We start from the raw sequence: 26,095 nt of genomic DNA, 5'->3' as shown, positions 1-26,095 counted from the left end.
CCTATGGCTATAAGATTCGACAACCGTGTTGCAATTGTCACCGGTGCAGGTAACGGACTGGGCAGATCTCACGCGCTGGCATTAGCCGCCCGAGGTGCCAAAGTCGTAGTCAACGATTTGGGCGGCGCACGCGATGGCTCTGGTGCATCAAGTGATGCCGCTCAATCTGTGGTAAAGGAGATCACTGACAATGGCGGAGAAGCCATTGCGAATGGCGCTAACGTGGCAGATTTTGAGCAAGTTGAGGCCATGGTTGAACAAACGCTGGATACCTGGGGCCGGGTTGATATTCTGATCAATAATGCCGGCATTTTGCGCGACAAAAGTTTTGCAAAAATGTCCATAGAGGATTTTAGACTGGTCATGGACGTGCACCTGATGGGCGCTGCAAACTGCTGTAAGGCAGTGTGGCAGTCGATGCAGGACGCACAATATGGTCGCATACTGATGACCACCTCATCGTCTGGTATGTATGGCAACTTTGGGCAAAGTAACTATGGGGCTGCAAAAATGGCGCAAGTTGGTCTAATGAATACATTGGCCATTGAAGGCGCTAAATACAATATTCGCGTCAATGCGCTCTCCCCAATCGCTGGTACACGTATGACAGAAGAGCTGATCCCTGAAAAATATATCAACTTACTGACACCTGAATCTGTTACGGCTGCCGCACTTTTGCTGTGTCATGAAGATGCGCCAAACCGCGCCATATTGTGCTCGGGTGCTGGCGTGTACACGCAAAGCAGCATGTATGAAACCGATGGAGTATTTTTGCCTGAAGAATTGCGTACTCCTGAGCAGGTGCAAAAACACTGGCAACAGATTGTTGACCCCACGGGTCACCAGGCGTTGGAAACAGGTGCGAAGCAAACCGAGAAGTTCATTACTAAAGCGGTAGTGGAAGCCATGCCTGGCGTGAAAAAGCTGGCAGCAAAAGCGGCGTTGTATTTTAAAAAGTAACGTTTCGCGTCGATTTCCTCATTGACCCACGTCAACACAAAGAAGTTCGCGGCTGTCTACACTCATAACTAGTGCACATTGACGGGACGCGCGATTGGAAAATATTCAAATTTTGATGGCCGGAATGACTGCTGTCATCCTATTTATTTTTGGACTGGAGAATTTTTCCAAGGAAATTGAGCGCATCACCGGCGAACATTTCCGTCAATCGCTCAGCAATGCCACCCGATTACCCATAGTGGGTGTAATTATCGGCGCGCTAGTAACCATGGTCATCCAGTCAAGCTCGGCCACCTCGGTTATCGCGATAAGTTTGGTTAATGCGGGCGTATTGTCGTTTAAAAGCAGCGTCGGGATCATATTTGGCAGCAATGTCGGCACCACCATCACGGCGCAGCTAGTCGCATTTAAGCTTACTGCCTATGCGCCGGTGATTATCATCATTGGTTTTTTTATGTCACTGGTGCGCAGCCGCAGCGCCATTTTCGGTAAAGCGATATTCTACTTTGGCTTCGTGTTCTTCAGTCTCAACCTGATTTCATCATCATTGGCACCGCTTCAGTCGAACCAGACACTAATTGACTTATTGATCCAGCCGCAGAACCCGTTGCTGGCTATTCTGATAGGCTGCGTGTTCACAGCAATGGTGCAGTCGAGTTCAGTCACAACCGGCCTGGCCATTGTCTTCACCCAGCAGGGGATCCTAGGTTTAGAGAACGCTGTTCCGTTGATTATGGGGGCTAACATTGGTACCACCGCCACCGCTCTTATTGCTGTATTCAATATGGATACGGCTGCCAAAAAAGCGGCATTGAGTCATTTCCTCTTTAACGTGGGTGGCGTCTTATTGTTCACCCCAGCGTTACTGATTTTCGGCCATCACCTCAGCACCCTGGAAACTGACCCCGCCATCGCTTTGGCATTTATTCATCTTCTGTTTAACGTCATTACCAGTATACTTTTCACCCTCGCCATTACGCCCTTTACGCGTCTGGTTGATACCATTCTGGGCGAAGGTAAAATGGATTTCGAACGCCTGAGCTTGCCTCATTATGATGACGATACGTCGTTTGAAAGCATTAAGTCCGACCTTGAGAGAGGCTCTGGCGAGCTTTACGTCTTTCTACAAGAGAACTACAACTCCGTCACATTGAGTATAGAGACCAATTATCGCGGTGTATTTGATGCTGCGGAAAAGCGTCTCGATTACATTAATTTTGTGAAAAAACAGTACATGCATTACTTCTCCAAAGCCGTTAATGCGGTTGAAGATAAAACCGATTCCCACGCGCTGATCAAATTGATCCATCAGTTCGACTATCTGTTTCAAATCCACGATTCCATTACCGACTTATTCAACACTAAAAAGGTCATGAACGAGCAGTTCATTGAACTTAAAACAGACGTGCTGATTGTGATCCGTGATTTATCCAGCCAGACACTGACGCTTTTTGACGATCTTCGTCAGGCAATACAAAGTCAGGAGGCGTTTGATATTCGCAAACAAAGTAAGGCACTGCAGCAGCATATTGATGAAGCCAATCGCGATTTGCTGGCGTTGCTGGCAGACCCAACGCGGGTAGACGCCGGCGCGTTGACCAATTTTGTGACCTATTCACAGCGTCTGAAAGACAAGCTCAACAACTACGCCATGATCAAAATGCCGGAACAAACCGCAGTCGCAACAAAGTCAAAGTCACATCAGGACTGATCGATAACCTGTCCGCGCCGCTATCAATGCATGATATGTTTAAAACGCCTCTTCACATAAGAATAAGCGACAAACGCAATGCCTACTCCATCTGAATCAGCACGGTTTGTTCGATTAATCATCATTTCCACCTGCACCAAGCTGGCAGATATTCTGATGTCGGCCAAGACTACCCTGCCCTGGTTGCTAAGCAGCATAGGCGCGCCAGGCTGGATGATATCGACGCTGGTGCCGATTCGGGAAGCCGGTTCGCTGATCCCGCAGTGGCCGGTAAGACAGTCCACGTCCGATATCCGCAATCGCCTGAAGCTGTGGCGCTACGGTATTGTCGCACAGGGTCTATGTATTGGTTTGATGGTACCCGCGGTGCTCATACTGCCCGCTTTCGCGGCAGGACTCACCGTCATCATATTACTGGCACTGATGAGCATTGGTCGTTCATTGTGTTCGCTGACGATGAAAGATATTCAGGGCCATAATGTCTCAAAAGGCAAGCGCGGGCGTCTAAACGGAACGGCCACGACGGTGTCAGGTCTACTGTCATTTTTATCTGCAGCCATGCTATTACTCGGACAACAAGGATTGGGTGATACCGCGTTGCTGGTCATGCTGACAATAGCCAGTGTGCTGTTTCTTGTCACCTTACCCGTGTCGAGCGGGCTGGCCAGTGAATTTGATAAACAGGAAGACCAGCAGGAAGGATTGAGCGAACTGGTCAATACCGTACAGAATGATACAGCGCTTAAACACCTGGTTATCAGCCGCTGCTTATTGCTGCATGGTGCGCTGGTCGCACCGTATTTTGTCAGCGTGTCCATGAATGGAAGTGACAGCAACTTCAGTCTGCCTTTTTTTATCGCCGCCAGCGCCGCCGCATCGTTTATATCCTCTTATCTATGGGGCAAGCTTTCCGACGACAGCGCCGTAAGATCACTGCAATATGGCAGCATGATTTGCGTAGTCGCATGCGTTGGCGTAGCGCTGTTGCCGCTCTACAACGGTTGGACGCCAATAATCGGGTTTTTAATTCTCAATATAGGCTATGCGGGTATTCGTAATGGCCGTAAAACTTATGTACTGGACATCGCTGAAGATGATAAACGCAGCCAGTATGTCGCCGCCGGCAACACTATTGTTGGTGTAGTATTGCTGCTACTCGGTGGAATCTACGCACTGGCCTATGCGTGGCTTGACAGTTTCATCATCACGTTAATGGCGGTTGCACTTGCCCTGGGTGGCATTCATACCGTACAGCTTAAACGCGAAAAATAAAGCATGATAATTGCGACGATAATTAATCTTCGCTGTTCATCACAGACGTGGCGGGTACCATCACACGCAGGGATTCTGGCACAACCTGAATGTCAATCCTGTCCGCCTCGCGATTCTCGCCGTCAACGACGTATTTGAGCGGATGCGCTGCACTGATAGAAACCTGTTTAGCCTGACGATAAACAACAACGTTGTCGTCAAGTTCCTGTTTGCCATTTATGGCTCGCAGCATTAGCTCTGGCAGGCCCTGCCAGGCGCTGTTGTTCTGCCTGTCAGGATTAAGCCAGGTGATATCAAGCTTGCCGTCCTGTAGTGAAGGCTGGCCGCCCCCTTGAGCTAGCAAGGTAGTAAAAGGCGCAGCATTTGCCACGATGAAACTGTTGGTCGTTAGCTGCTTGCTGTCATCATCCAGTGTCACAGTGAGAGCTTGTTGTTCATCTAACTCAATTGATTCCCATAGTGCAGACAGATAGGCGAACTGCCCGCCGCTGTCTTTCTCCTTGCGATCGGCCTGCTCAATCATTTTCTGTTCAAAGCCGATTCCCATGACCAGTAACATGGTTTGCTCGTTACATGTAACCGTGTCAATAGCACTAATCTGTCCATGGATTGCCGCATCACAAGCGGTTGCTACCGGGATCAACTTACTCTTGATACCAAATAGCACATGCGCCAGTGCATTGGCTGTACCCATTGGCAGAATAGCGAGCGGGATCTGGCTTTTTTTGTCGACGAGTGCAGCAGCGACTTCTCTGACGGTGCCATCACCACCTGCCGCCATAAGTAAGTCAGGATTGTCGGCCAATGCTTCTTTAGTCAGTGCATAGCCATCGCAGTCTGGCGTAGTTTCACGGATATGCACGACATAACCTTGCGACAGTCTCTGTATAACCTGTCGTTTAGATTCGGGCCATTTACCGCCACCTGACACCGGGTTGGCGATGATCCAGGCGCGGCGCTGTGAATCGTTGACATAAGAGTCGAGCGCATTTCGCTGCTTGCGGTTAAGTCGTGCTGTTTGACGGGTGTCATTAATGAATCTTAACGCCTGCTCTACTGTCCAGTCTGGATGACGGTGCAAAAGGTATGCTGCCATCAACAGTACCGAGCGCCCTCTACCTAACGCGCAGTGCACGACAATTTTGTTATTCTGGCGAACCTGTTCATCCAGCCAACTGATAGCGTGACGCAGCTGCGCATCAGTGGGTGCCAAATGATCGAGGACGGGAATATTGAGATACGCCAACCCTTCGCCAGACGCACTCCAGTCAAGACCATCAAACTCTGCTGTAGCATCTACAATGGAATTGATGCCCTTATTCTTAAGGTCGGTGATATCGGAGGGAAATAATCGGCAGGCGAGAAACAAATCATCTTCAATTTTTTGAATAGCTGGTACGGTATCGCGCTTACGAGCCCAGCCATTGTATAACTGTGCACCCAATAAAAAAGGAATGAATAGCCACCTGGCATACAGTGGAATAGATCCGTCTTCGCGCTTTCTGAAAATGTCGGCGCGTCCGGAAACATAAGCCAGGCTGACAAGCAGCACGCTCACTGCTGACCATGAGAGGACCACACTGAAATACCAGCCAGACGCAAAAAATGCGCCCGTCGCAAGTACTATGGCAACAACAAAATAATACCTGGCTACAAACATAATCTCTCCATTGATGTACTTTAATGCCGAACTCTCTTTGCCGCTTAGCGCATTTACCTTATCACGCTCTATACTCAAGTTCAGGTGGAGAAATTTTCATCAATTTAACAACATGGTCTGGATCTAATACAGCCATTTAACAGTATAAATGGCCAATAAAGACGAGAGGGGGGTTTCAATCGTGTGGTGCATTGACTGTGAGAGAATAGACGACCTGTACTTTGAGCGAACAACACTGTGGCTATATTTCCCGACTGAAGATGCATTCGCCAAAGTCGCGCAGCTGTGTGGACAAAACGGCTACTATGCAATGCCTGAATCGGCGCACAGCATCGCGGTGACACTGGATAAGCCGCAGATTGATAAGTTTCTAACTCAAGTTTACGGCAGTATCAAGCCGCAGGAGCTTGCTCATAGCAGAGTCGTGACGACGTCAGAGGGACACAGACCAGAGGCCCTGGATTTTGGCAAGGTCATGAGTCTTGACGTGTTCATTAACCGCCATAAAGGTGGCTGGATAATTGATGCAATTGACAATGACAGGTTCGAAAGCTGGTACCAGCCCATCGTGCATGCGAGTAGCACCAAAGACAATATAAAGTCATTTGCTCACGAGGCGCTGTTCCGTGTTTATGATGCGCAAGGCAGCATGATCCCACCCGCTATGGTGTTCGGCCTGGCCGAGCAGTCGAACCTGCTGTTTTCTGTGGATTTGGTGGCCAGACGCTCTGCCGTTGAATGTGCCGCCAAATCTCAACTTAATGGTAAGCTGTTTATTAATTTCAATCCCTCGAGTATTTATGATCCCTCATACTGTCTGCGCACTACTGCCGCCGCTATCGCCGAAATTGGTTATAAACCGCAGGATATTGTGTTTGAGATTACGGAAACCCATCGAGCAACAGACATGGCGCATCTGAAAGGGATCCTGGCGTTTTATCGCAATGCCGGTTTTGGGGTTGCGCTGGACGACATTGGCTCAGGATGGTCCGGCCTGAATATGCTAAATGAAGTGCAACCCGACTATGTCAAAATAGACATGGATTTGGTACGAAATATTCATCAGGATTCACTGAAGCAAACCATCGTTGACCACCTGATTCAAATTGCCAGGCAAGCTGGCATCAAAGTGATTGCCGAGGGCATTGAGGAGCCCGAGGAAGCGGATATGGTGCGCCAATTGGGTGCAGATTATTTGCAAGGCTATCTATTTGGTAAACCGCAGCGTCGGGCACCTAGCGTCTCGGGTAGTCAACAAGACACGATATCCTCTTCCTTATCACCACTAAAAAAAGCGGCAAGGCAATAACAAGGACAGAGCCTCGTTTAACGAGGCTCGTTTCGCGCATCAGGCAAGTTGACGCAATACGTAGTGCAGGATCCCTCCGCTCTGATAATAGGCAAACTCATTTGGCGTATCGATTCTGATTAACGCTTCAAAGTTAAATGCCTCACCAGACTCGGGCACAACGTTCACCGTCGCCGTTTTTTGTGTCGCGCTCACCGCATTAATGGAAAACTTCTCGGTGCCGTCTAGGCCTAGGGTGTCGGCACTGTCTCCCTGCTTAAACTGCAGCGGAAGAATGCCCATGCCCACCAGATTAGAACGGTGGATACGTTCATAGCTTTCGGCAATCACGGCTCGCACACCAAGTAGCAACGGGCCTTTTGCTGCCCAGTCTCTAGAGCTACCTGTACCGTATTCTTTTCCGGCAAGCACAATCAGTGGAACGCCCTCCTGCTGATAGCGCGTTGCGGCATCAAACACCGTCATTTGCTGATCGTCAGGCTGATAGCGGGTCCAGCCGCCTTCCGTGCCCGGCGCCAGTTGGTTGCGCAGCCTCACATTGGCGAAAGTCCCTCTCATCATCACCTCATGATTACCGCGACGGCTACCATAGGAGTTGAAATCTTTGGGCTCAACACCCTGCTCTTTGAGGTATTGCGCTGCAGGTGAATCAGGCGCAATGCTGCCGGCTGGAGAAATATGGTCGGTAGTCACACTGTCACCCAGTTTCAACAAACAGCGCGCATGTTCAATATCCGCCGTTTCTGGTGCTTCAGCGGGCATATCGTCAAAGAAACCAGGCTTGCGCACATAGCTGGAATCCGGCCAGGCGTAGCGGGCACCTTCGGAAACCGGCAGCGACTCCCATACATCCCCGCCGTCATAAACACTGGCGTATTTGCTGCTGAACAGGTCGCTGGTCACATTAGTATCGACCAGGGACTGGACCTGTTCGTTACTTGGCCAGATGTCTTTCAGGTATACCGGCTTGCCATGACTATCTTCTCCGAGAGGCTCTGTGGTGATATCCACTTGCATATTGCCGGCCAATGCATAGGCAATGACTAACGGCGGTGATGCCAGATAATTGGCTTTCACATCGCTATGGATGCGCCCTTCAAAGTTTCGGTTACCAGACAGGACGGAGGTCACTGACAGATTACCTTCATGAATAGCCGCTGATATCTCATCCGGCAGTGGTCCTGAATTACCGATACAGGTGGTACAGCCATAGCCCACCAATTGGAAACCCAGCTTGTCCAGCGAGTCCGTCAAGCCGGCTCGCTCAAGATACTCGGTCACGACTTGTGAGCCGGGCGCGAAGCTGGTTTTTACCCAGGGTTTAACCCGCAAGCCTTTTGCAACGGCATTTTGTGCAAGCAGACCTGCTGCAACCAGCACATCAGGGTTAGACGTGTTAGTACAACTGGTAATGGCGGCGATAACCACCGCACCATTGGCCAAAGAGAATGGCTCACCGTTAAGCTCACATTCTACTTCGCCGGGCTGCTGGTCAGATGTGGGGCCTCCCTCGCTCTCAAAACGTCCCTGCTCTGGATCACTGGGGGCGATAATGTACTCATCCTGCTCTTTCAACCAATCATAATAAGACGATGCGGCCTGCGTCAGCGGGATCCTGTCCTGTGGCCGTTTAGGACCGGCAATACTGGGCTCTACGGTAGATAAATCCAGGGTTAATCTGGCGTGATACTGGGCATGTTGCTGAGATTGATATCCCCACATATCCTGTGCCTGACAGTAGGCTTTAATACGTTCGATGTGTTTTTCGTCGCGCCCTGTCAGTTGCAAATAACGCACTGTTTGCTCGTCAATCGGGAATATTCCGCATGTCGCGCCATACTCCGGCGCCATATTGGCAATCGTCGCGCGATCGGCAAGAGTCAGATGCTGAAGCCCCTCACCGCAAAATTCGACAAATTTGCCTACCACTCCGAATTCACGCAGCTGCTGGGTAATAGCGAGTACCAAGTCGGTCGCTGTCACCCCTTCCTGCAACTCTCCTTTGATCTCAAAACCGATGACCTCCGGGATTAACATGGAAATCGGCTGTCCGAGCATAGCGGCTTCTGCTTCTATACCGCCAACACCCCAGCCAAGCACGCCCATACCGTTGATCATGGTGGTATGAGAGTCCGTCCCCACCAGCGTATCCGGATACAAGAGCTTGTCTTCTTCGAATACTCCTCTGGCCAGATATTCAAGGTTAACCTGATGCACAATCCCACGGCCCGGTGGGACGACTTTCAGGTTATCAAATGCCTGCTGCCCCCAGCGTAAAAACTGGTATCGCTCACGGTTTCGCTGCACTTCTATTTCAGTATTTTTCTGGTAGGCATCGGCCTGTGCATACACATCGACCATCACAGAATGGTCGATGACTAGTTCAACAGGCTTTAGCGGGTTAATTTTATTGGCATCGCCGCCAAGCTCATCAATTGCATCGCGCATGGTAGCCAGATCGACAATCGCTGGTACGCCGGTAAAGTCCTGCAAAATCACCCTTGATGGCACAAAGGCAATTTCCGTCTCTTGTTCGCTGTTGGTGTCCCACGTTGCCAACGTATCGATATGTTCTGATTCGACAAAGGGTTGATCTGCGTGGCGCAGTAAGTTTTCCAGCAGAATTTTGGCTGCATAAGGAAGTCGGCTCAGGTCATACTGCGCTTGCAGTGCCGACAAACTGAAATACTCATAATCCGTACCGGCAACGGATAAAGATTGCTTAACTTGCTTGGATGTCATGTAAACCTCCTGCTCGTGTTAAAGCGTTGTGGAGATAGCGCGCCTGTGGCTGACTACCCCGTGGGACAATTAACGGTTTTCCAATCGGTTATAATCGAAAAAGCCGAACTCAATAGGATAGGCGTTGCGGTAGTGTTGATGCAACCGGTCACTAAATGCCCAGAAGTCTGGGTCGGTGCGGCGTATTCCCCATTTTGTCATCACCTCTCGGTAATCCTGTTCGTTGTTCATCCTGGCGATTGTTTGTGCGAATTCTTGCATTTGCGAGACCTTAACTTCAAACAAGGCATTAGGGTGGGACGTCATTACGCCGGGGGCAAAAGTAACAGTATCTTCATTGGGAATTCTGCGGTCCATTTCGCCAAACAGATGGGAAATATTGGTGTAAGCATTGTGGCTGAGTAAGGTGTACAGCGATGCTTCACCATCGTCGTGATCGACTAGCACTAATGACGCCTGGGGCAGTATTTGTGCTGGCGTCGATGTCACTTGATTCAATAAGGTAGTAGCGGCGTCCATATCAGCAGATACCCGGCCATTTTTCAGGTGACGCTGACTCTGCGCATGATTCACGTACTGGCCTAAACGCGCATACAGCTCTGACAAAGGCTGTTCAGTGTCATACGCTATATCTGTTTTCGGTGAATATTGATTGCCACTGTAAACGTATTCTTCAACCATGCTGACCGAACCTCGATACCAACGTTTACGGGTGTCTTCTCTGACCGCCTTGGGTAACAGCGACAGAAAATAAAACTCGCCTTCCATACGCAGGAAATCCATATACATTCGACTATTCAACTGATGGCCGAGGTTGCCATATACATCGTAACCTGCGACCAGTAGATAATGGATACGCTCGAATAGCGGATAGGTGATCACCCATGCTGTCTGCGGTCGGTCGCCAACAAGTCCTTTGACCACGCTCGCCGCATCAAAATGTCTGAAGATAGTGAGTGCCAGGTTGTCGTTATTGCCGTCGCCATCCCATATCAAATCAAGATTAATGGGGATCTGCCCTTCAACATGCTCGGCGATATATTGTGACTTAATTTTCAGATATTGGCGCTCACTGCGCGCATAATTTATCCAGTTCAGAGGCAGTGCATTACTGTCTGCCTCAGCAGGCAGTTTAATGGTACTGCGCGCCTCGCTCATGAAGGCTTCATCATATTCTGCGAGGTCCAGCTCCGGATCGGCGAACACCACCCAAAAATGGTCGTTGATCACGTTGAGGGCTATTTGCCCGCGACACACCGCCCCTTTAATAAATTGCATGATACTGTACTGTGCTTCATCCAGCATAAAACGGTAGCGCGCCCGGGTGGGCAATTGTGCAAATGTGATAAATGGATTAGAGGCAGTCTTACTATCATATCCGGGCAGAGACACAACCTCATAATCATCACTGAAAAACCACGTTTGCCACTTTTGTTGGCGTTCCTGGTCTAGCGCAAACGGTAAGTGCAGCTTATCTACAATAGTTTCGGTGACGGGTACGATACGGTAATAAACTCGGTCCACACCGGGGTCATCAAAAGGTCGTCGGGTCGCAATAATATCGACCGGCTCTCCGGGTGGTGTGCGCGAGCGGAATATCCTGAAAAAAACCTTTGGTCGCAAAGGGTTATCTTCATCAGAAAAATACAGATGTGCCATAAACAAATGTTCGAACAGATACCGTGCGACCAGCCTTTGTTTATTGCCGTTTTGGTTGAACCATTGCTCCCATGCTGCGACCTGATTTTGCAATGCTTGAGGTAACGGCTGAATTGGCGCCGTAGGCGCACTGGATTTTACCCACTCACGTATAAGCTGATGTTCAGTATTACTGATCGCGGGCAACGCGTAAGGCATTCCCCACAGTGGATATTTCTTCTCATAACGCGCATGCTCGCTGACGCTGGGACAGCTCAGTTCGCGGTTTAAGTCAAAGTCAAAGGAGTCGGGTAATCGCTCCGTTTCAGGTAGAGGGTGGTCTTGCTTTTGCTCCAACATGGCAATAAGCACGCTGTTTGTCAGGTCGTCTTCCGGGTTTGCTTCGCCTTCGCTTAGGACGGGATGAAACCCCTTTTTACGCCATTCGGTGACCGTATTGGCATCTTCAAACAGGCGTGTGGGTAAGGCAGCGGTGAGACGTTCACCATTGTAAACAGGATCAGGATGCGCGCCTCTCACGATACCGTCGAAGCTCCCTAACTTGAGCTGGCAGGGGGCATCATAACAGCCGTGACACACGACACAGCGAGAGTCGAGAATAGGTTTGATATGTTGCTGATAGGATAATTGGTCACTGATCAATGGTGCATCGTAGCGACTCGCACTAACAGCGGGTTGGACCAGAAAATAACGCACCCACACAAACACAACAAGTACGAAAGCAATACCAACAAGCATCCATTTCTTAAAGCTTGCTTTAGAGGCAGTCAAAGGACTCACAAGAACTTGAGCTGAATACCAATGCCGATGCGCTCTTGATGGCGGTTATAGTCGATCAAAGAATCTCCGTAACCATTAAAATACTGTAGTAAGATATCATATCTCTGGGTCAGAGGGTAAGACAGGGACACTTCTACCCCGCCGCGGTTGTCGCTGAAATCAAAGTTATTGGTGAGCAACAGTAGCAAATCTACATTACCTACCCGGGTGCCATAGCCTATTTCAGCGTGGCCGATAAAATCGGTGATATCAGGATTGTCGTCGCCATCTGGATCTAAGGGATTGAGCTTGTCGTCCTCGGGTATGCGATACCAGGCTTTGGCATAGTAAAAGTCGTCGTCATCAGAAAACAATACTGACGCAAACAGCCTATTCCAGCTGCGGGATTTGAGACCGCTTTGACCATTGGACTGGTGATTAAACCCAAATCTAAATTCGTTAAACTTCAAGCCAAGGGCGGAAAAATCGTTACGCCAGGCATAAAAGATTTCTGGTTCATAATTGGTTTCGCGAAACGGTTTACTGACTTCGCTGTTATACAGCTGCCAATATGACACCGCGGTAAACCCAACATAAAGGCCCGAGTCGTCATTACCCTCTAGGTAGACTGGCAACTTCACACTGATCTGATACTTCGCTTCAAGATTATCGACATTTTCCTCATCCAGCTCAGTCACACCAATCGGATTGGGGTTCTTGATATGAGATAAAGGCAATATGTAGTTACGCCGATGCTGAGTGATAGAAAACGGATTATCTACAGCCGATTTTTCTTTCGCTTTACGTTCATCAAAAATTGATTTCACTTCTGTTTGCGCAGTTTCATCAGCCTCTGCACTTGTTGCGGTTTGCTGCTGTGCAATAGATGCGCAAGGCATCAGCGTCATTGCCGATGCCATGGCCAGAGTGAATGTTGCCGTAGTCACATTTCTCATTTGACGTCCTTGTTAAATTGGCATAGCTGTCTGACTCGTCCTACCCGACTGACAGAGTCTTACGCACGACAAGCATGCTCATCACTCGTAATTATGCTGCTCGCGTTTTTGTGTTTTCTTCTTGGAAGAGTGGCTACAGGAGCGCATGTGTTTATCCGCACAGCGGGCACAAAACTCTCCATAACAATAGGGGCATTCATGGATATGGTCAGGCGTAACAGGTGACTTGCACTGTTCGCATTTCATTTTTTCAGACATTATGGCGTCTCTTAAACGCGTGATTAATCAACGCTGTAGTTATAATTCGCCGACATCGGTTTTGCAATGACTAATCTGCACCTATTTGTTACAAGTGACGTATCAATGAGCAAAATCAATAAACAGAGTAGGCAGAATTGACGCCCACTAAGCATGATCTTTGGTTTCTTCCGCTCGGCGGTACGGGAGAGATAGGCATGAATCTCAATCTATTTGGCCATGATGGTCAATGGATTATGGTGGACTGCGGTGTGACCTTCGATGAGCCGCTTCACCCAATGTCACAACAAAAATATCCGGTTGTCAGTGCGGACCCAAGTTTTATTGAAAGCCGCCGCCAGCTGCTGGCGGGTATTATAATTACCCATGCCCATGAAGACCACCTTGGTGCTCTGCCCTACTTGTGGCAAAGGCTCAAAGCGCCGGTATTCACTAACCCATTTGCCGCCGAAGTGCTGAAACGTAAGTTGCGTGGTCAGACAGCTGCGCAGAACATGCCCATCTACACCATGACAGATAACGGCAAGTTCAGTGTCGGTGGTTTCGACTTGGAATGGATATCCACCACCCATTCAATCCCAGAGCCAGCAGCGCTGATGATCCGCACTTCTGCAGGCTCGGTGTTGCATACGGCAGACTGGAAAATTGACCCTCAACCGGTCAGCGGAACGCCATTCGACCCGACACCGTTTCAAAGACTGGCCAGTGAAAATGTCACGGCTATGGTGTGTGACTCGACCAATGCGACCATTACTGGTCACTCAGTATCGGAGGGGCAGTGTTTTGACGGGTTAATGCAGCATGTCAAGAATGCGACTGGACGAGTTGTGGTGTCATGTTTTTCCAGCAACATTGCCAGACTCATTACTCTCAGTCAGGTTGCCTGTCACAGTGGTCGTTATATGGGACTGATAGGCCGCAGTATTCGAAACATGGTCGCGGCTGCCAGGGTCAGCGGTCATTGGCCTGACGAAGCACTGCATATCGACCCGATGCATCTGGGCTTTTTGCCCCGTGAAGAAGTCTTAGCCGTTGCCACAGGTAGCCAAGGCGAGCCCCGGGCCATGCTAAACAAGCTCGCCGATGGCAACTGTCGTGAGCTCGATCTTGAGGCGGGCGACACCGTCATTTTTAGTGCGATGTTGATCCCGGGAAACGAAGATAAAGTGGCATCGCTGGTGAAAAAATTCGAAAGCCGTGACATTAACGTCATTCTTGCCGCAGACAGTGATATTCCCATCCATGCATCAGGTCATCCTTGCCAGCAAGAGCTGGAAACCATGTACAAATGGGTAAAACCGAACATTGCGGTGCCGACCCACGGTGAGCCTGAACACATGCAATGCAATGCCAATATTGCCAGTCAGTCTGGCGTGACAAGAACGCTGACCGGTAATAACGGTGACTTGTTTATACTCGCGCCTGTTCCCGGCATCAGGCGCAGCGCTGTGCCCGTCGGCAGAATCGCCATTGATACATAGCTGTTAGCTTATCTGTGCCTGACAATCCGGGCACAGGTAAAGCCGGCGACTGGCACGCGTAATACGAACTATGGGCTTAACACATTCCCGGCAAGGCAGTCCTTCTCGATCAAATACCATAAAACGAACGCGCTCAAAGTCCCCTTTCTCGCGATGTAATGCACCGAGCAGATGCTCGGGCACCGTATAGCCACCGCTGTCATAGCTTCGGCGTGAAATGTGCAATGTCGCGTCGGCAAGTTTACGCACTTGTTCGTGACTTAATTGTGCTGGGGTCAGGTCTGGATGCACTCGGGCTGCAAACAGTATTTCACTGCGCAAGTAGTTACCTAATCCCGCAATAAAACATTGATCCAGAAATAAAATAGCAAGCTTTCGATTTTGGAAGATTTTCTGGTGTAACCGGTCGGCAATAATAGCGGGCGTCAGTTCAGCAGCGAGTATGTCCGGTCCAATTTTCCGCAAGAACGGATGCGCTGCAAGACCGGTTTCATCGAGTACTTGAATATCGGATGCGCTATAGAGCACTGCCGAATGACTATCGGTATGCAATGCCAGACGCAAAGACCGATTACTGGGTGGAAGCTGTCCGCGACGTCCGCACACCCATTTTCCGTACAGCTGGTTGTGGGAATAAACACTCAGTCCGCAGTCGAAATGCGTTAGCAACGCTTTGCCGCGAGATTCAATCTGAGTCACCGTCTGTCCGGTAAGATTAGGAATGTAAGGTTGTAGTGCCGGCAGACCAACCTCAATGTGCTGTATGGTTTTTCCCACTAACACATCGGCTATCTGGTCTGCCGCGCGGCGAATTTCAGGGCCTTCAGGCATCGCCTACTATACCAACTTGATAAGGTTTAGGGCTTTTTAGACCAGGCCGCACACCAGCCGTTATTGTTCACTAATTTGCCCGGGAACAACGCGCAGGGACGCCAATCAGCTGCATCACCCTGTATGTGCATGCAGTTGCTGCATGCCTGCCCCTCGATTGCCGACTCGTGGGTGTACTGCAAGGCTTTCGCAGTCGGGTCGTCTAGTTTGACCTGCTCCTGTGCCGACGCGCGCAGCGTCACGCCACCTAACGTCATGCCAATCAGTGAGGTACCTGAAAGTTTAAGAAAATCCCGTCTGTTTACGTTCGACATTGTCTTCACCTATGTGTAGATAAAAATGAAAATTGTTCTTATTTACTAGCCTATTAAAACGACAACGCCCCGCGATCTGCGGGGCGGTTGTTATCTATGCATTCAAACGTACAATATGGGAAGTTGGTTCACTTTATTCGACCATTCTTTCCACCGCCTGACGATGAGCGTTCGGCAGGCGCGTTACATTGTCCGATGATAACAGTGCTGTGGTTTTTGCAATTGCCCGAATGCCTGAATCCATCACACGGTTGATCCACATTTCCCGCTCATGCAGCCGGGTTTGTAAAAACGCTTCCAGAATATGACGATCGTTCAACTGTTCACTACTGAGTTCTTCAGCAAGTGCGCGTTTAACATAGGCTACCCATTCGTGACGATAACTTTCCTGCAGACGTTCGGGATAGGTAAAAAGATCTTGCAGATCCTGCTCAATACTGGCAACCGGATCGGGCTCATCAAGCACAAGCCTTAATCCCAGTAATATTTCATCAGACGCCTCGTCTAATCGATTTGTCCATGTTGCAAGCTCTTGTATGTTCATAATAGACCCTTTATTGGTTTTAGTGTTTGTCTACGCGGATCACACCTTAGTGGTTTAACAATTTATTAACAAGATGCAAATGCATTACGTTGCACTATGCTTTGTGATTCGCAGTGTGTCACTTTCTTATTTTCAGGAGCATTTTTATGGACATCGGTCGCTTTTCAGTCAGTCTCGCCGTAAAGGATATTGCTACATCAAAAGCCTTTTATGAAACATTGGGGTTCGTTGCCGAGCCAGACTGTGGCTCTATTCAAGACAAATGGTTGATCATGACCCACGGTACGACACATATAGGTTTGTTTGAAGGTATGTTCGAGGACAATATTCTGACGTTCAACCCCACCGATGCACGGGCTATCGAACAAACGATTAAGGAGGCGGGATATCATATTGATAAACCGACTGAGGGTACTGATGGACCGACGCATTTCGTGCTAAGCGATCCAGATGGTAACCGTATTATGTTCGATCAATTTTAACCTGGTTATTTTTTAACCTAAAAATTGGGATGGCTATCACTTTCTGCAGATAATATTCGCACTATCACAAGAAGCGTTTACACTGAAAATAAGGCTCACCAAAAGAGTGGGCCAAATGTTAAGAGACACACGACTATGAACACGCTTCGCGCCATCACATTGCTGTATGGACTGTCCCTGACGCTCTCCGTCAGTGCAGCAGAAGATGTTTATCAGCCTCATTCCGGTATTGCTTCTCTTCCTTCGCTGGACAGTTTTATCGGCCAAACGTCAGCTCGCGACTATGGACTGCAGTTTACCCCTGCCTTCAGTGTTGATGTGAAATTGAATGGCCAGCAACCTCCGGCGCCAGCATTTGTGATCCAGGACCGCAATTACTGGCAGGAATATAATGTTGAGTCGTTTTTCATTCAGCTCAACGCAAGCGTCGCCATCACTCAAAAAAACGAGGTATATGCCGCGTTTGGTACCAACGAAACCGATTTGCTATCGGAGTATCACGACACCACATTCAGCGGTGACGATTCAGCAAGCTGGGGCGGCGCACTGGGCTGGCGTTATCGATTCACCCCAAACTGGTCTACTAACCTCGACTACCAGCACGTTGAGCGCTCTGACGTAGATGTCTCAACCGTCAACTTTGGCGTGATTTATTCCTTTTAAATTCAGGTGTTAGCACTCAGTAACCTGATGGATACCATTGCGTCCGGATGACTTGGCTTTTTTCAATGCAGCATCCGCGTGCTGTGTAAAATACTCCGCGTGTTTGTCTTTATTGGGCACGGCAGTTATAACGCCAATACTAACCGTCACGACATTCGCCCCCGTAGCCAGATTCGACGCATGGTCAATGCGTAATGCCTGCACTGCCGTACGTATTGCTTCGGCCACCACAAATGCATGAGGGGCGGTGACACTCGGCAAGATCACGCCGAACGTTGCGCCTTCCAGACGGGCAGCCATTTCGCCTGCGCGCCGGGAAGAATTGGACAATATTTCCGCAATACGCTGAATACTGCTGTCACCCGCCACGTGGCCGTATTGTTTATTGAATAATCCAAATGCATCGATATCGATGATAAGCAAACTTACCGGATTACCGGCTCGTTCTGCGCGGTTAAGTTCATCGGTGAAGTGCTGGGTAAAGGCCTGTTTATTGGCCAGGCCGGTCAGACTATCATTGAACGATAATTGCGCCAGCTTTTGTTCAAGCGCGGTGCGCTGGGCGCGTTCTTGCTGTAATAACAGGTGCTCTCCAGCACTTGTGTTGAAGGCAAGTCGCAGCACATGGCCAGTTCGTAGTGTCAGTGCAGTAAAAACCAGTAATAAAGCGCTCAACCACATACCGAAGGTACCTGCATTGTGGATTAACAGCGTAATACCAACGCCGACACAGAAAACCACAAACACGAGCATGACAATTCTGTCAGCGTACAGCGTGTTGCAGACTAATGCGGCCAGTATTGTCATCCAAATGCTGAGGACGACAAGGTCTGTGTGACTTTGCGCCGTCGGGATCAATATTGTCCAGGCCGTCGCGTAGATTAACCCTAAAATGGCAGTGAGCATGATCAAACGACGCAGCCAAAGATCACCGTGTTGCGGCTTTACAGCTGTTTTTCGGTATTGTCGCTGAGCGATAACAAAAAGCACTGAATGCAGCAGCAATACGCTAAACCAACCGACAATAAACCCGTCCACTGAAGCAGAGAGCAGATTAATGCATATAAGTCCGATGATCGGCTGACCGATGGCAAGAGTATAAGTGGCATCAAACAGGTTGTTGATGCGTTGTGTCGATAGCTGTTGGTTTACTTCTGCCGCAGACTGCATAATGATGTAGGTCATTGAGTTAAGTGATTCAATTTACAACATATATCGGCATAACACGAATCAGACTCAAGGAAACCCAATTTTAAGGAATTCTTACAAATAGCATGAGCACATTTCACCGTTCATCAGGACTTCGCCAACGAGGTTTTGTGGCCTCAAACTGGCTCTTATTGATTATCGTAGCACTGATTGTTGCCGCCTGGGTTTACGTAGGCACTCAAGGTTCACGAGACGAAGAAAACCGAGACACAACCAACAATAATGAGCAGCTCGAACAGTCACTTTCCGTCTGCAATGAACTGGTTGACGCGGCCCCTAGCGAAGCGCTGGAGGCCTGCTCAGCGCTTGCTGAGGAAGGCTCATATCGGGCCCAACAAAAAATGGCATTCCTATACAGCGTTGAAGGTGATTATCAGGACTGGCAAGCGGCGTTTGACTACTTGGCACTGGCGAGCAGGCAGCGTGATGAATCAAAACTGCTGAGCAATATCTTACTGTTTATCCTTGGCACCGAACCGCAGGATCAGGAAAGTGGCGAGCAAGGTATACGCGAGTTGGCCAATGTCGGCTATCCAATGGCGCTGGCCTACCTTGCGTCAATTTACCAACTTGAGCTCAACAGCATGCCTAAACAGGCCAGTCCCGCATGGTTAATGGAACGCGCTTACGAGACTGACAATACCATCGTGTCAGCTTACGATATGGCACGTATACACAGCAATGGCTATGGTACCAGAGTGAACATGAAGCGGGCTGCAAACATTCTTGATGACTACGCCATGACCAACTTCCCTACTACTACCAACAACGTGGCATGGTTTCTGGCTACTCTGGATGAAAATCCTATTACCGATCCCACCTATCCATTGCAACTGGCGAAAAAAGTGGTAGACGATGAAGAGCATGCCGAACGCTACAGTTATGTGGATACCCTGGCTGCCGCTTATGCCAATAACGGGGAGTTTGCACAGGCCTTGAGCTTGCAGCAGCAGGCCATCGATTTTCTTGAGGCTGATGAGCAACTCACTGACACGCGCAAGCAAGAACTGCGCAGCGAGTTTGATGAGCGCTTGGCGCTATATCAGCAACAGCAGCGTCCAGTTTATTTTAATTTGTACCAGCCACAGCAGGCCTTTTATAAGAAACTGAAAGCGGCAATAGAAAACGCCCTGCTCGACAGGCATGAGGCAGCTACTCGCATGACGGCAAACTGAGATGAAACTTATCGGTTTGATTGGCGGCATGAGTCATGAAAGTACCGCTGTTTATTACCAAACCCTGAATAGACTCGTTGCACAGAGGCTTGGCGGACTGCACTCTGCGCGACTACTGGTCTGGTCCTTTGATTTCGCAGATATTGCCGAGTACCAAGCCAGTGGCAATTGGCATCAAGCGACAGAGGACATGCTCAACGCTGCCAGGAGCCTGAAAAAAGCGGGGGCGCAACAGCTGCTCATATGTACGAACACTATGCACTATTGCGCAGATGACATTGAGCGTGAAACGGGCCTGCCAGTATGCAATATCATCGATGCAGTTAAAGACCAGCTGATTGCCAATGGCATCCAACAGGTATTGCTGCTCGGCACCAAATACACCATGAGCATGGCTTTTTATCGAGACAGGCTGAGTGCAGATTCAGGGCCTGTGGTAACCGTACCGAATGAGCAGCACCAGGCCCAGGTCAACGACATCATTTACGATGAACTATGCCGCGGCATAACAACCGAAACATCACAGCAGACACTCGCTGACATCGTCCGCTACTATCGCAACCAACGTGGCTGTCAGGCAGTCATTCTTGGCTGTACAGAGCTTGGCATGTTACTGGACGACCAGCGTTGTGAATTGCCCTGCTATGATGCATTACAAATCCACTGTCATTATGCCATTGATGCAGCCCTGAAATAGGGCACGTGTAACTGGAGGAACAACCGCATGTCAGACCCGACCTATACGCCCCCAAAAGTATGGACCTGGGATGCCGCTAGCGGCGGAAAGTTTGCGAATATCAACCGCCCTGTAGCTGGCGCAACGCACGATAAAGCACTGCCAACAGGCAAACATCCCCTGCAACTCTATTCACTGGCGACGCCCAATGGCGTGAAAGTCACCATGATGCTAGAGGAGCTGCTTGAAGCGGGCTACAGCGAGGCTGAATACGATGCGTTTCTGATAAATATTATGGAAGGCGAACAGTTCAGCAGCGGATTCGTCAAGGTCAATCCAAACTCAAAAATCCCCGCCATGGTGGATCATAGCACCACCCCACCCACTCGCCTGTTTGAATCAGGGTCAATTCTGCTTTATCTGGCAGATAAGTTCTCTGCCTTTATACCCAAAGACGCCGCAAAGCGAGCCGAATGCATGAATTGGTTGTTCTGGCAAATGGGCAGTGCACCTTTGCTAGGTGGCGGATTTGGACACTTTTATGCGTACGCGCCGGAAAAATACGAGTACGCGATTAACCGTTACACCATGGAGATTAAACGCCAATTGGACGTGCTGAACCAGCATCTGGCGGAGCATCAGTATATGTGTGGTGATGAATACACGATTGCGGATATTGCAATATGGCCATGGTATGGCGCGCTGGTAAAAGGCAAGCTATACGACGCGGGGGAGTTCATCGATGCTGCCTCCTACACCCACGTCATTCGCTGGGCAGATATGATCAACAAACGTCCAGCGGCCAAGCGCGGACGCATGGTCAATCGCACTTGGGGAGAGCCGCACGATCAGCTGCATGAGCGACATGATGCGTCAGACTTTGAAACCAAAACGCAGGATAAACTTGTGTAGGCGTTGGAGTTCTAAGATAAAGCTCTGCTGCCCCTACTGTCGATGCGAAAGATTTGACTCCGTCACCATTATCAAGCAAGTCAGCCTTCGTTGAGATCAACACGCTTAGGTTTAATGGCTTGAACAGCACATATTAAGCCTCGTTGGTAAAATTTTATTTTTTTCGAATAAAGCATGAATAAAAATATAAAGGCAGTTTTCATTTTTTAATTTAAAATTAGACTAAAGTATAGTGTGCTGGTGAATGTAAAATGAAACTTTGGCCAGTGAAAGCGAGGTATGGAGATAACACATTAAGGTGAGAACTTCACTTCGTCACTTCACTGAACACACTTAACTGATAATTCTTTAGCAGTCAGCGGTGGTAATGTGTTAGAGAAACTGCGTTTTGTAATGGTTGATGATGAGCCTTCATTGCTGGAAAGTATGGAGGCGTTACTTGAACATGCCGGGCACAACGTGACGTGTTTTAACGATAGCCAACTTGCTCTGGATTACATAACGCAACACCACGACAATATCGATGTGCTAGTGTCTGATTTTATGATGCCGAACATGGACGGAAAATCACTTACGGAGAAAGTACATAAAATTGTTCCGTCTTTACCTATCTTCATCATGACGGGGTATGCGGACGAGCATGAAGAAGAAGCATTCTTAAGCGCGGGCGCCGTTGCGGTCTTCCTCAAGCCTACACGTGCCAATGATATTCTTGAAAAGACACGAGAGATTCTTCCTTGTACTTAGCTGCAAGGTTATGGTCATTATCACAGGAGAGTTTGTTATGGATCATCGTTCTTTCATCTAGGGTTTGCTTTTTTACCTCCGCTTTACCAAGTTTAGGTGTACTCACTTTTCATGGACGACTGCGACTTGTCTTCACACCACAAACATAATCATCCTGATTTTTCAGATTGTGAAAAAGAGCCCATTCATATTCCCGGTAAAACGCAGAGCTTTGCCTGGCTAATTATTGTCGATTCAGGCGGTGTAATACGCGGTATATCAGAGAACGTCTCGACACTGTTGAAGCTATCTGCTGATCAAATAGTGCATCAACCGCTTGCGACCTTGCCGCCTTTTAAAAACACTAACCTGGCCAAATCAGAACACGGTGAGACGTGTTGTACGGTCTCAAACCTCGTCACAATCAATAACGTTAATTACAGTATCAGGTGCGCAACGATACCCAGTCATGAAAATTGGCTATCGATTGAGCTGGAGCTAGCTGAATCAGCGGGTACCGCATTCGACTTTCCACACTGCCGCCCTGAAAATATATCTGGTCAATTAACTAAATGCGAAACGCATGAGGCGCTATTTGAACGTACCGTTGAAATATTACGCTCATGCTCGGGTTACGACCGCTGTATGATTTACCAATTCGATGAAAGTTGGAATGGCAGCGTAATAGCAGAGAACAAGTCTTCTCATCTCGAACCGTTTTTACACCTTCAATATCCAGAAACCGACATCCCAAAACAGGCTCGCGAGCTCTACACCAAACAGTTAGTAAGACAGATTGAAAATGTAGATAGCTCCACGCAATCTTTACTTATGTTTGATGATACTGGGACGCCACTTGATATGACATATATTGGTTGTCGAGCAGTATCCCCGATACATATTCAGTACCTCAAGAATATGGGCGTGAACGCTACACTGACACTATCACTCATTGTTGAAGGCAAGTTATGGGGGCTGATTGCCTGTCATCATTATCAGGGAGCAAGGTACCTTAACGTTGAGGAAAGAGCGCATTGCGAGTCACTGGCGCTGATCGTGTCTCTAATGATCGAGCGCCTCAACGTCGGTTTTAGATTGGATAATAAAGCCATCGCCCGTAGCCATTTCAGTGCACTTTCTATGCTACGTTTTCTGCAGAACCCTGAGGGAAATGAGTGGTTAATAGAAGACATTAAAGGCTTAACCCGCAGCTGTGGACTGGCGTTGATTGACGGCGCTAACATCCGCTGCTTTGGTGAGACGCTAAGCGCAGACAGAATACAGAAGGTGCTTGCGAAGTCCATAATCACAAATCAGCATGTGCGATATATACATTGCCTCAAGGACTTTATCCCAAATCAGCCTTTGGATTTTAACATATCAGGGGTATGCATCATTTCGCCTATCGTGGATGATCACACACCTGAGCTTGCTGTCCATCTTATGCTATTTCGTAAAGAGGCCACGCAGGTTATCAACTGGGCAGGTAACCCCAGTGAAAAGCATATAGAGCATTTAGGTCAAGCTACAACGTTGTCACCTCGACGTTCATTTGAGCAGTGGCAACAAGTGATGCACGACAGATGTCAGGATTGGAAAAAATCTGAACAGATTTTGATAGATGAGTTGCAACGCATTTTCATGGAAGGATATCTGGTCAATCTGCGATTACTGCGTCACCATGAATTGCAGGTTGTCTCTGAAAGTAGCGACATTGGCATCTGGAGTCTTGATGTAGCATCCGGCCACCTATACTGGAGTGACCGAATGTTCGATATGTATGGTATCGACAAGCGCAAATTTACTGCCAAGTATGAAATCTGGTTACATGCGCTTTGTGAGAGTGACCGTCAAGAAGCGTCTCTAGCATTTGAACGATGCGTACATGAGCATCGCCCTTTCCAGCTTACGTTTCGTATTATGCATCCAACTCGAGGTATACGTACTATTCGGGCGCATGCCACCATTGAACAGGACGATCAGCAAAAAGTTACTCGCGTAGTAGGCACCAACGTTGACATTACCGATGAATTAATCAGCAACGAAGCGATGAAAGATGACCTACAGCACTACGCTTCGCAAAGCAGACTCGTGTCGTTGGGTGAATTAGCGGCAACCGTAGGTCATGAGATCAATAATCCTCTTGCGATAATAATGAGCAGCCTGGAGCTGCAACAGTTTGCATTGGAAGAAAGTCCACCACTCTACGATGAAATTATCAATACGAATCAACGCGCTTTAGCCGCAACAGAGAGAGTAGGTAAAATTGTTGCAGGACTAAAAAGCCTGGCGAGAAAGGCCTCTGCGAGAGACGACAACACCAGTTGCCATGTCCCGTCTGCAGTAAACGAGATCACAGACATGATGTCAGAGTTGTTGAAAAAACATGGTGTGACTATCACAACCCAATTTGACGCAGTGAAAAGTTATGCGGCCATCGATGTCTCTAGTCTACAACAGGTTTTAATGAATTTGATCAATAACGCAAAAGATGCGACACACGATGCTGAAGATAGAACCATTCGCATCACTGAAAGACTTGAAGGAAAGTTTTTATTTTTAGACGTGTCTGACCGGGGACATGGGATTTCACAAGAAAGAATAGAAAAAATATTTTCGCCGTTTTACACCACTAAAGAACGCGGTAAAGGCACGGGTCTGGGCTTATCTATATCACGGAACTTACTGCGTGAAGCGGGAGGTGACTTGCTGGTCGACTCCGTGGTTGGAGAGGGTACGACCTTTTCAATCAAAATGAAGCTAAGTAAGTTAACGCCCAAGTCTGCAGACGGCCCCACAAAAAGGAAGAAATACGAGTTATCTGCACTCGTGATTGATGACGAAGACGATTTACGAGCCTCAATTTGCAGTCAACTGACGATGATGGGGTGCAAGGTAGATGAAGCAGATTCGGCTGCCAACGCTTTGGAGAAAATATCCAGATGCGATTATGATGTACTGCTTATTGACTCTCATATGCCGGAAGTGACAGGCGAGGAAATGCTGAACTCTATCCCGTCATGTCCTTCGCGGCGCGTCATGATGACAGGCGATATGACAAAAAATATGGACGAGCTTACCGCTCAGGGTGTATCCATTAGCTTTCTGTTACACAAACCGATTAAGTATAAAGACTTGGAGGTCTGTTTAGAGAAGGTCTTTAACAGTGTGAGAGGTCAGGCTGACAAATAGTCAGCTCAGTCATAATCTGTTGTAGTTGAGCGAAAATCAACGTTGCACCCTGTACTACCATATGTGCATTATTATCATTAACGTCATCGAGCAGCTCAATATACGCTTTCCACTGTGCGCTTTGTTGTTTGTTGGCTGAATAGAACGCTACAGGTAATGGGTTAGGTTGTTTTTTATTCCAGACGTTTATGCGTTTGAGAATATAAGCAGAGCCCAGACTCGACCCCAAAATCACATAACAAGCGCCAATACAGTGCCAGGTATTCATAACGAGCGGGGCTTTTTGAAGCGTAGACAATCGTGTAAATTGCCCCAGCATTTGCAAATCTTTGACTAGGAACTGTGATAGTTCATCGTCCAAAAGCGCTGCAAAGGGCGTCCCAGATAAACCAGCTCGACTGGGAGGCAGTACAGCATCGTACCATCGCAATAAACACCTCAACACACACGCATATTCTTGAGTGGTAAAGTCACTCTGCGCAAAAACAGACATCGGATACTGACTTTCTATTGCATGATGAAGTGCTGAGGTTTCAGTTCGTAATGCCGTTAGAATGGTCAATATCATTCCTTGTTCTTGTTGATAGCAATGTTTGAATAGCGG

General features: G+C 48.5%; 21 protein-coding genes. 12 read left to right on the top strand and 9 right to left on the bottom strand.

Features of this window, described 5'->3' with window-relative positions; all coding sequences use genetic code 11:
* Positions 1 to 3: 3 nt before the first annotated feature.
* The 3 genes from G441_RS18000 (at position 4) to G441_RS0105445 (ending at position 3,943) form a co-directional block, all read left to right on the top strand.
* Positions 4 to 960 (top strand): SDR family NAD(P)-dependent oxidoreductase, encoded by a 957-nt coding sequence (locus tag G441_RS18000; protein WP_051275367.1) that lies wholly within the window; start codon positions 4 to 6, stop codon positions 958 to 960.
* A 94-nt stretch (positions 961 to 1,054) separates the two neighbouring features.
* The gene (locus G441_RS0105450) at positions 1,055 to 2,671 is read left to right on the top strand and encodes a Na/Pi cotransporter family protein (protein WP_240485088.1); all 1,617 of its coding nucleotides are present in this window, start codon (positions 1,055 to 1,057) and stop codon (positions 2,669 to 2,671) included.
* Positions 2,672 to 2,749: 78 nt separating this feature from the next.
* Positions 2,750 to 3,943, top strand: a complete 1,194-nt coding sequence (locus G441_RS0105445; protein ID WP_026375407.1) for an MFS transporter — start codon at positions 2,750 to 2,752, stop codon at positions 3,941 to 3,943.
* A 22-nt stretch (positions 3,944 to 3,965) separates the two neighbouring features.
* Here the strand turns inward: G441_RS0105445 and G441_RS0105440 are convergent, their stop codons facing one another.
* Positions 3,966 to 5,603 carry a diacylglycerol kinase family protein gene (locus tag G441_RS0105440; RefSeq protein ID WP_026375406.1) on the bottom strand — a complete coding sequence of 546 codons (1,638 nt, stop codon included), beginning with the start codon at positions 5,601 to 5,603 and terminating at the stop codon, positions 3,966 to 3,968.
* A gap of 148 nt (positions 5,604 to 5,751) precedes the next feature.
* On the opposite strand from G441_RS0105440, the gene G441_RS0105435 reads away from it, so the two are divergent.
* Positions 5,752 to 6,912 carry an EAL domain-containing protein gene (locus G441_RS0105435; RefSeq protein ID WP_240485087.1) on the top strand — a complete coding sequence of 387 codons (1,161 nt, stop codon included), beginning with the start codon at positions 5,752 to 5,754 and terminating at the stop codon, positions 6,910 to 6,912.
* A 39-nt stretch (positions 6,913 to 6,951) separates the two neighbouring features.
* Here G441_RS0105435 and acnA read toward each other — a convergent pair whose 3' ends face one another.
* The 3 genes from acnA to G441_RS0105420 form a co-directional block, all read right to left on the bottom strand.
* Positions 6,952 to 9,654 carry an aconitate hydratase AcnA gene (acnA, locus tag G441_RS0105430; protein WP_026375404.1) on the bottom strand — a complete coding sequence of 901 codons (2,703 nt, stop codon included), beginning with the start codon at positions 9,652 to 9,654 and terminating at the stop codon, positions 6,952 to 6,954.
* A gap of 69 nt (positions 9,655 to 9,723) precedes the next feature.
* Positions 9,724 to 12,084, bottom strand: a complete 2,361-nt coding sequence (locus G441_RS0105425; protein WP_156896291.1) for a fatty acid cis/trans isomerase — start codon at positions 12,082 to 12,084, stop codon at positions 9,724 to 9,726.
* A 5-nt stretch (positions 12,085 to 12,089) separates the two neighbouring features.
* Entirely contained in the window at positions 12,090 to 13,028 is a 939-nt protein-coding gene (locus G441_RS0105420) for a phospholipase A (protein WP_026375402.1), read from the bottom strand.
* A gap of 455 nt (positions 13,029 to 13,483) precedes the next feature.
* Between G441_RS0105420 and G441_RS0105415 the strand changes: the two genes are divergently transcribed.
* Positions 13,484 to 14,767 carry a ribonuclease J gene (locus G441_RS0105415; RefSeq protein WP_051275365.1) on the top strand — a complete coding sequence of 428 codons (1,284 nt, stop codon included), beginning with the start codon at positions 13,484 to 13,486 and terminating at the stop codon, positions 14,765 to 14,767.
* Positions 14,768 to 14,770: 3 nt separating this feature from the next.
* On the opposite strand, the gene nei is transcribed toward G441_RS0105415, so the two are convergent.
* The 3 genes from nei to G441_RS19195 all read right to left on the bottom strand — a co-directional run bounded on the left by nei (position 14,771) and on the right by G441_RS19195 (position 16,456).
* Positions 14,771 to 15,598 carry an endonuclease VIII gene (nei, locus tag G441_RS0105410; RefSeq protein WP_026375400.1) on the bottom strand — a complete coding sequence of 276 codons (828 nt, stop codon included), beginning with the start codon at positions 15,596 to 15,598 and terminating at the stop codon, positions 14,771 to 14,773.
* Positions 15,599 to 15,624: 26 nt separating this feature from the next.
* Entirely contained in the window at positions 15,625 to 15,912 is a 288-nt protein-coding gene (locus tag G441_RS0105405) for a high-potential iron-sulfur protein (RefSeq protein ID WP_026375399.1), read from the bottom strand.
* Between the two features lie 133 nt (positions 15,913 to 16,045).
* Positions 16,046 to 16,456 (bottom strand): hypothetical protein, encoded by a 411-nt coding sequence (locus G441_RS19195; RefSeq protein ID WP_051275364.1) that lies wholly within the window; start codon positions 16,454 to 16,456, stop codon positions 16,046 to 16,048.
* A 146-nt stretch (positions 16,457 to 16,602) separates the two neighbouring features.
* Here G441_RS19195 and G441_RS0105395 point away from each other — a divergent pair, with 146 nt between their 5' ends.
* Complete coding sequence (locus G441_RS0105395) at positions 16,603 to 16,938, top strand: VOC family protein (protein ID WP_026375398.1); 336 nt, start codon at positions 16,603 to 16,605, stop codon at positions 16,936 to 16,938.
* 135 nt (positions 16,939 to 17,073) lie between these two features.
* Positions 17,074 to 17,601 (top strand): outer membrane beta-barrel protein, encoded by a 528-nt coding sequence (locus G441_RS0105390; protein WP_026375397.1) that lies wholly within the window; start codon positions 17,074 to 17,076, stop codon positions 17,599 to 17,601.
* Between the two features lie 9 nt (positions 17,602 to 17,610).
* Here the strand turns inward: G441_RS0105390 and G441_RS19190 are convergent, their stop codons facing one another.
* Positions 17,611 to 18,786 (bottom strand): GGDEF domain-containing protein, encoded by a 1,176-nt coding sequence (locus G441_RS19190; protein ID WP_051275363.1) that lies wholly within the window; start codon positions 18,784 to 18,786, stop codon positions 17,611 to 17,613.
* Between the two features lie 89 nt (positions 18,787 to 18,875).
* Here G441_RS19190 and G441_RS0105380 point away from each other — a divergent pair, with 89 nt between their 5' ends.
* The 5 genes from G441_RS0105380 to G441_RS0105360 all read left to right on the top strand — a co-directional run bounded on the left by G441_RS0105380 (position 18,876) and on the right by G441_RS0105360 (position 25,491).
* A complete protein-coding gene (locus G441_RS0105380) occupies positions 18,876 to 19,985 on the top strand; it encodes a sel1 repeat family protein (RefSeq protein ID WP_034474501.1) in 1,110 nt (369 codons plus the stop codon).
* Position 19,986: 1 nt separating this feature from the next.
* Positions 19,987 to 20,682, top strand: a complete 696-nt coding sequence (locus G441_RS0105375; protein WP_026375395.1) for an aspartate/glutamate racemase family protein — start codon at positions 19,987 to 19,989, stop codon at positions 20,680 to 20,682.
* A 27-nt stretch (positions 20,683 to 20,709) separates the two neighbouring features.
* Complete coding sequence (gene yghU, locus G441_RS0105370) at positions 20,710 to 21,573, top strand: glutathione-dependent disulfide-bond oxidoreductase (protein ID WP_026375394.1); 864 nt, start codon at positions 20,710 to 20,712, stop codon at positions 21,571 to 21,573.
* A 369-nt stretch (positions 21,574 to 21,942) separates the two neighbouring features.
* Positions 21,943 to 22,320, top strand: a complete 378-nt coding sequence (locus G441_RS0105365) for a response regulator (RefSeq protein WP_026375393.1) — start codon at positions 21,943 to 21,945, stop codon at positions 22,318 to 22,320.
* A gap of 111 nt (positions 22,321 to 22,431) precedes the next feature.
* Complete coding sequence (locus tag G441_RS0105360; protein WP_026375392.1) at positions 22,432 to 25,491, top strand: ATP-binding protein; 3,060 nt, start codon at positions 22,432 to 22,434, stop codon at positions 25,489 to 25,491.
* Here the strand turns inward: G441_RS0105360 and G441_RS0105355 are convergent.
* Positions 25,460 to 26,053, bottom strand: a complete 594-nt coding sequence (locus G441_RS0105355) for a biliverdin-producing heme oxygenase (protein WP_169726049.1) — start codon at positions 26,051 to 26,053, stop codon at positions 25,460 to 25,462. The genes G441_RS0105360 and G441_RS0105355 overlap by 32 nt on opposite strands.
* Positions 26,054 to 26,095 lie beyond the last annotated feature (42 nt).

The organism is Aestuariibacter salexigens DSM 15300 (assembly GCF_000429145.1).
Lineage (GTDB): Bacteria > Pseudomonadota > Gammaproteobacteria > Enterobacterales > Alteromonadaceae > Aestuariibacter > Aestuariibacter salexigens.
This window is presented reverse-complemented; position numbering and strand designations above follow the sequence as displayed.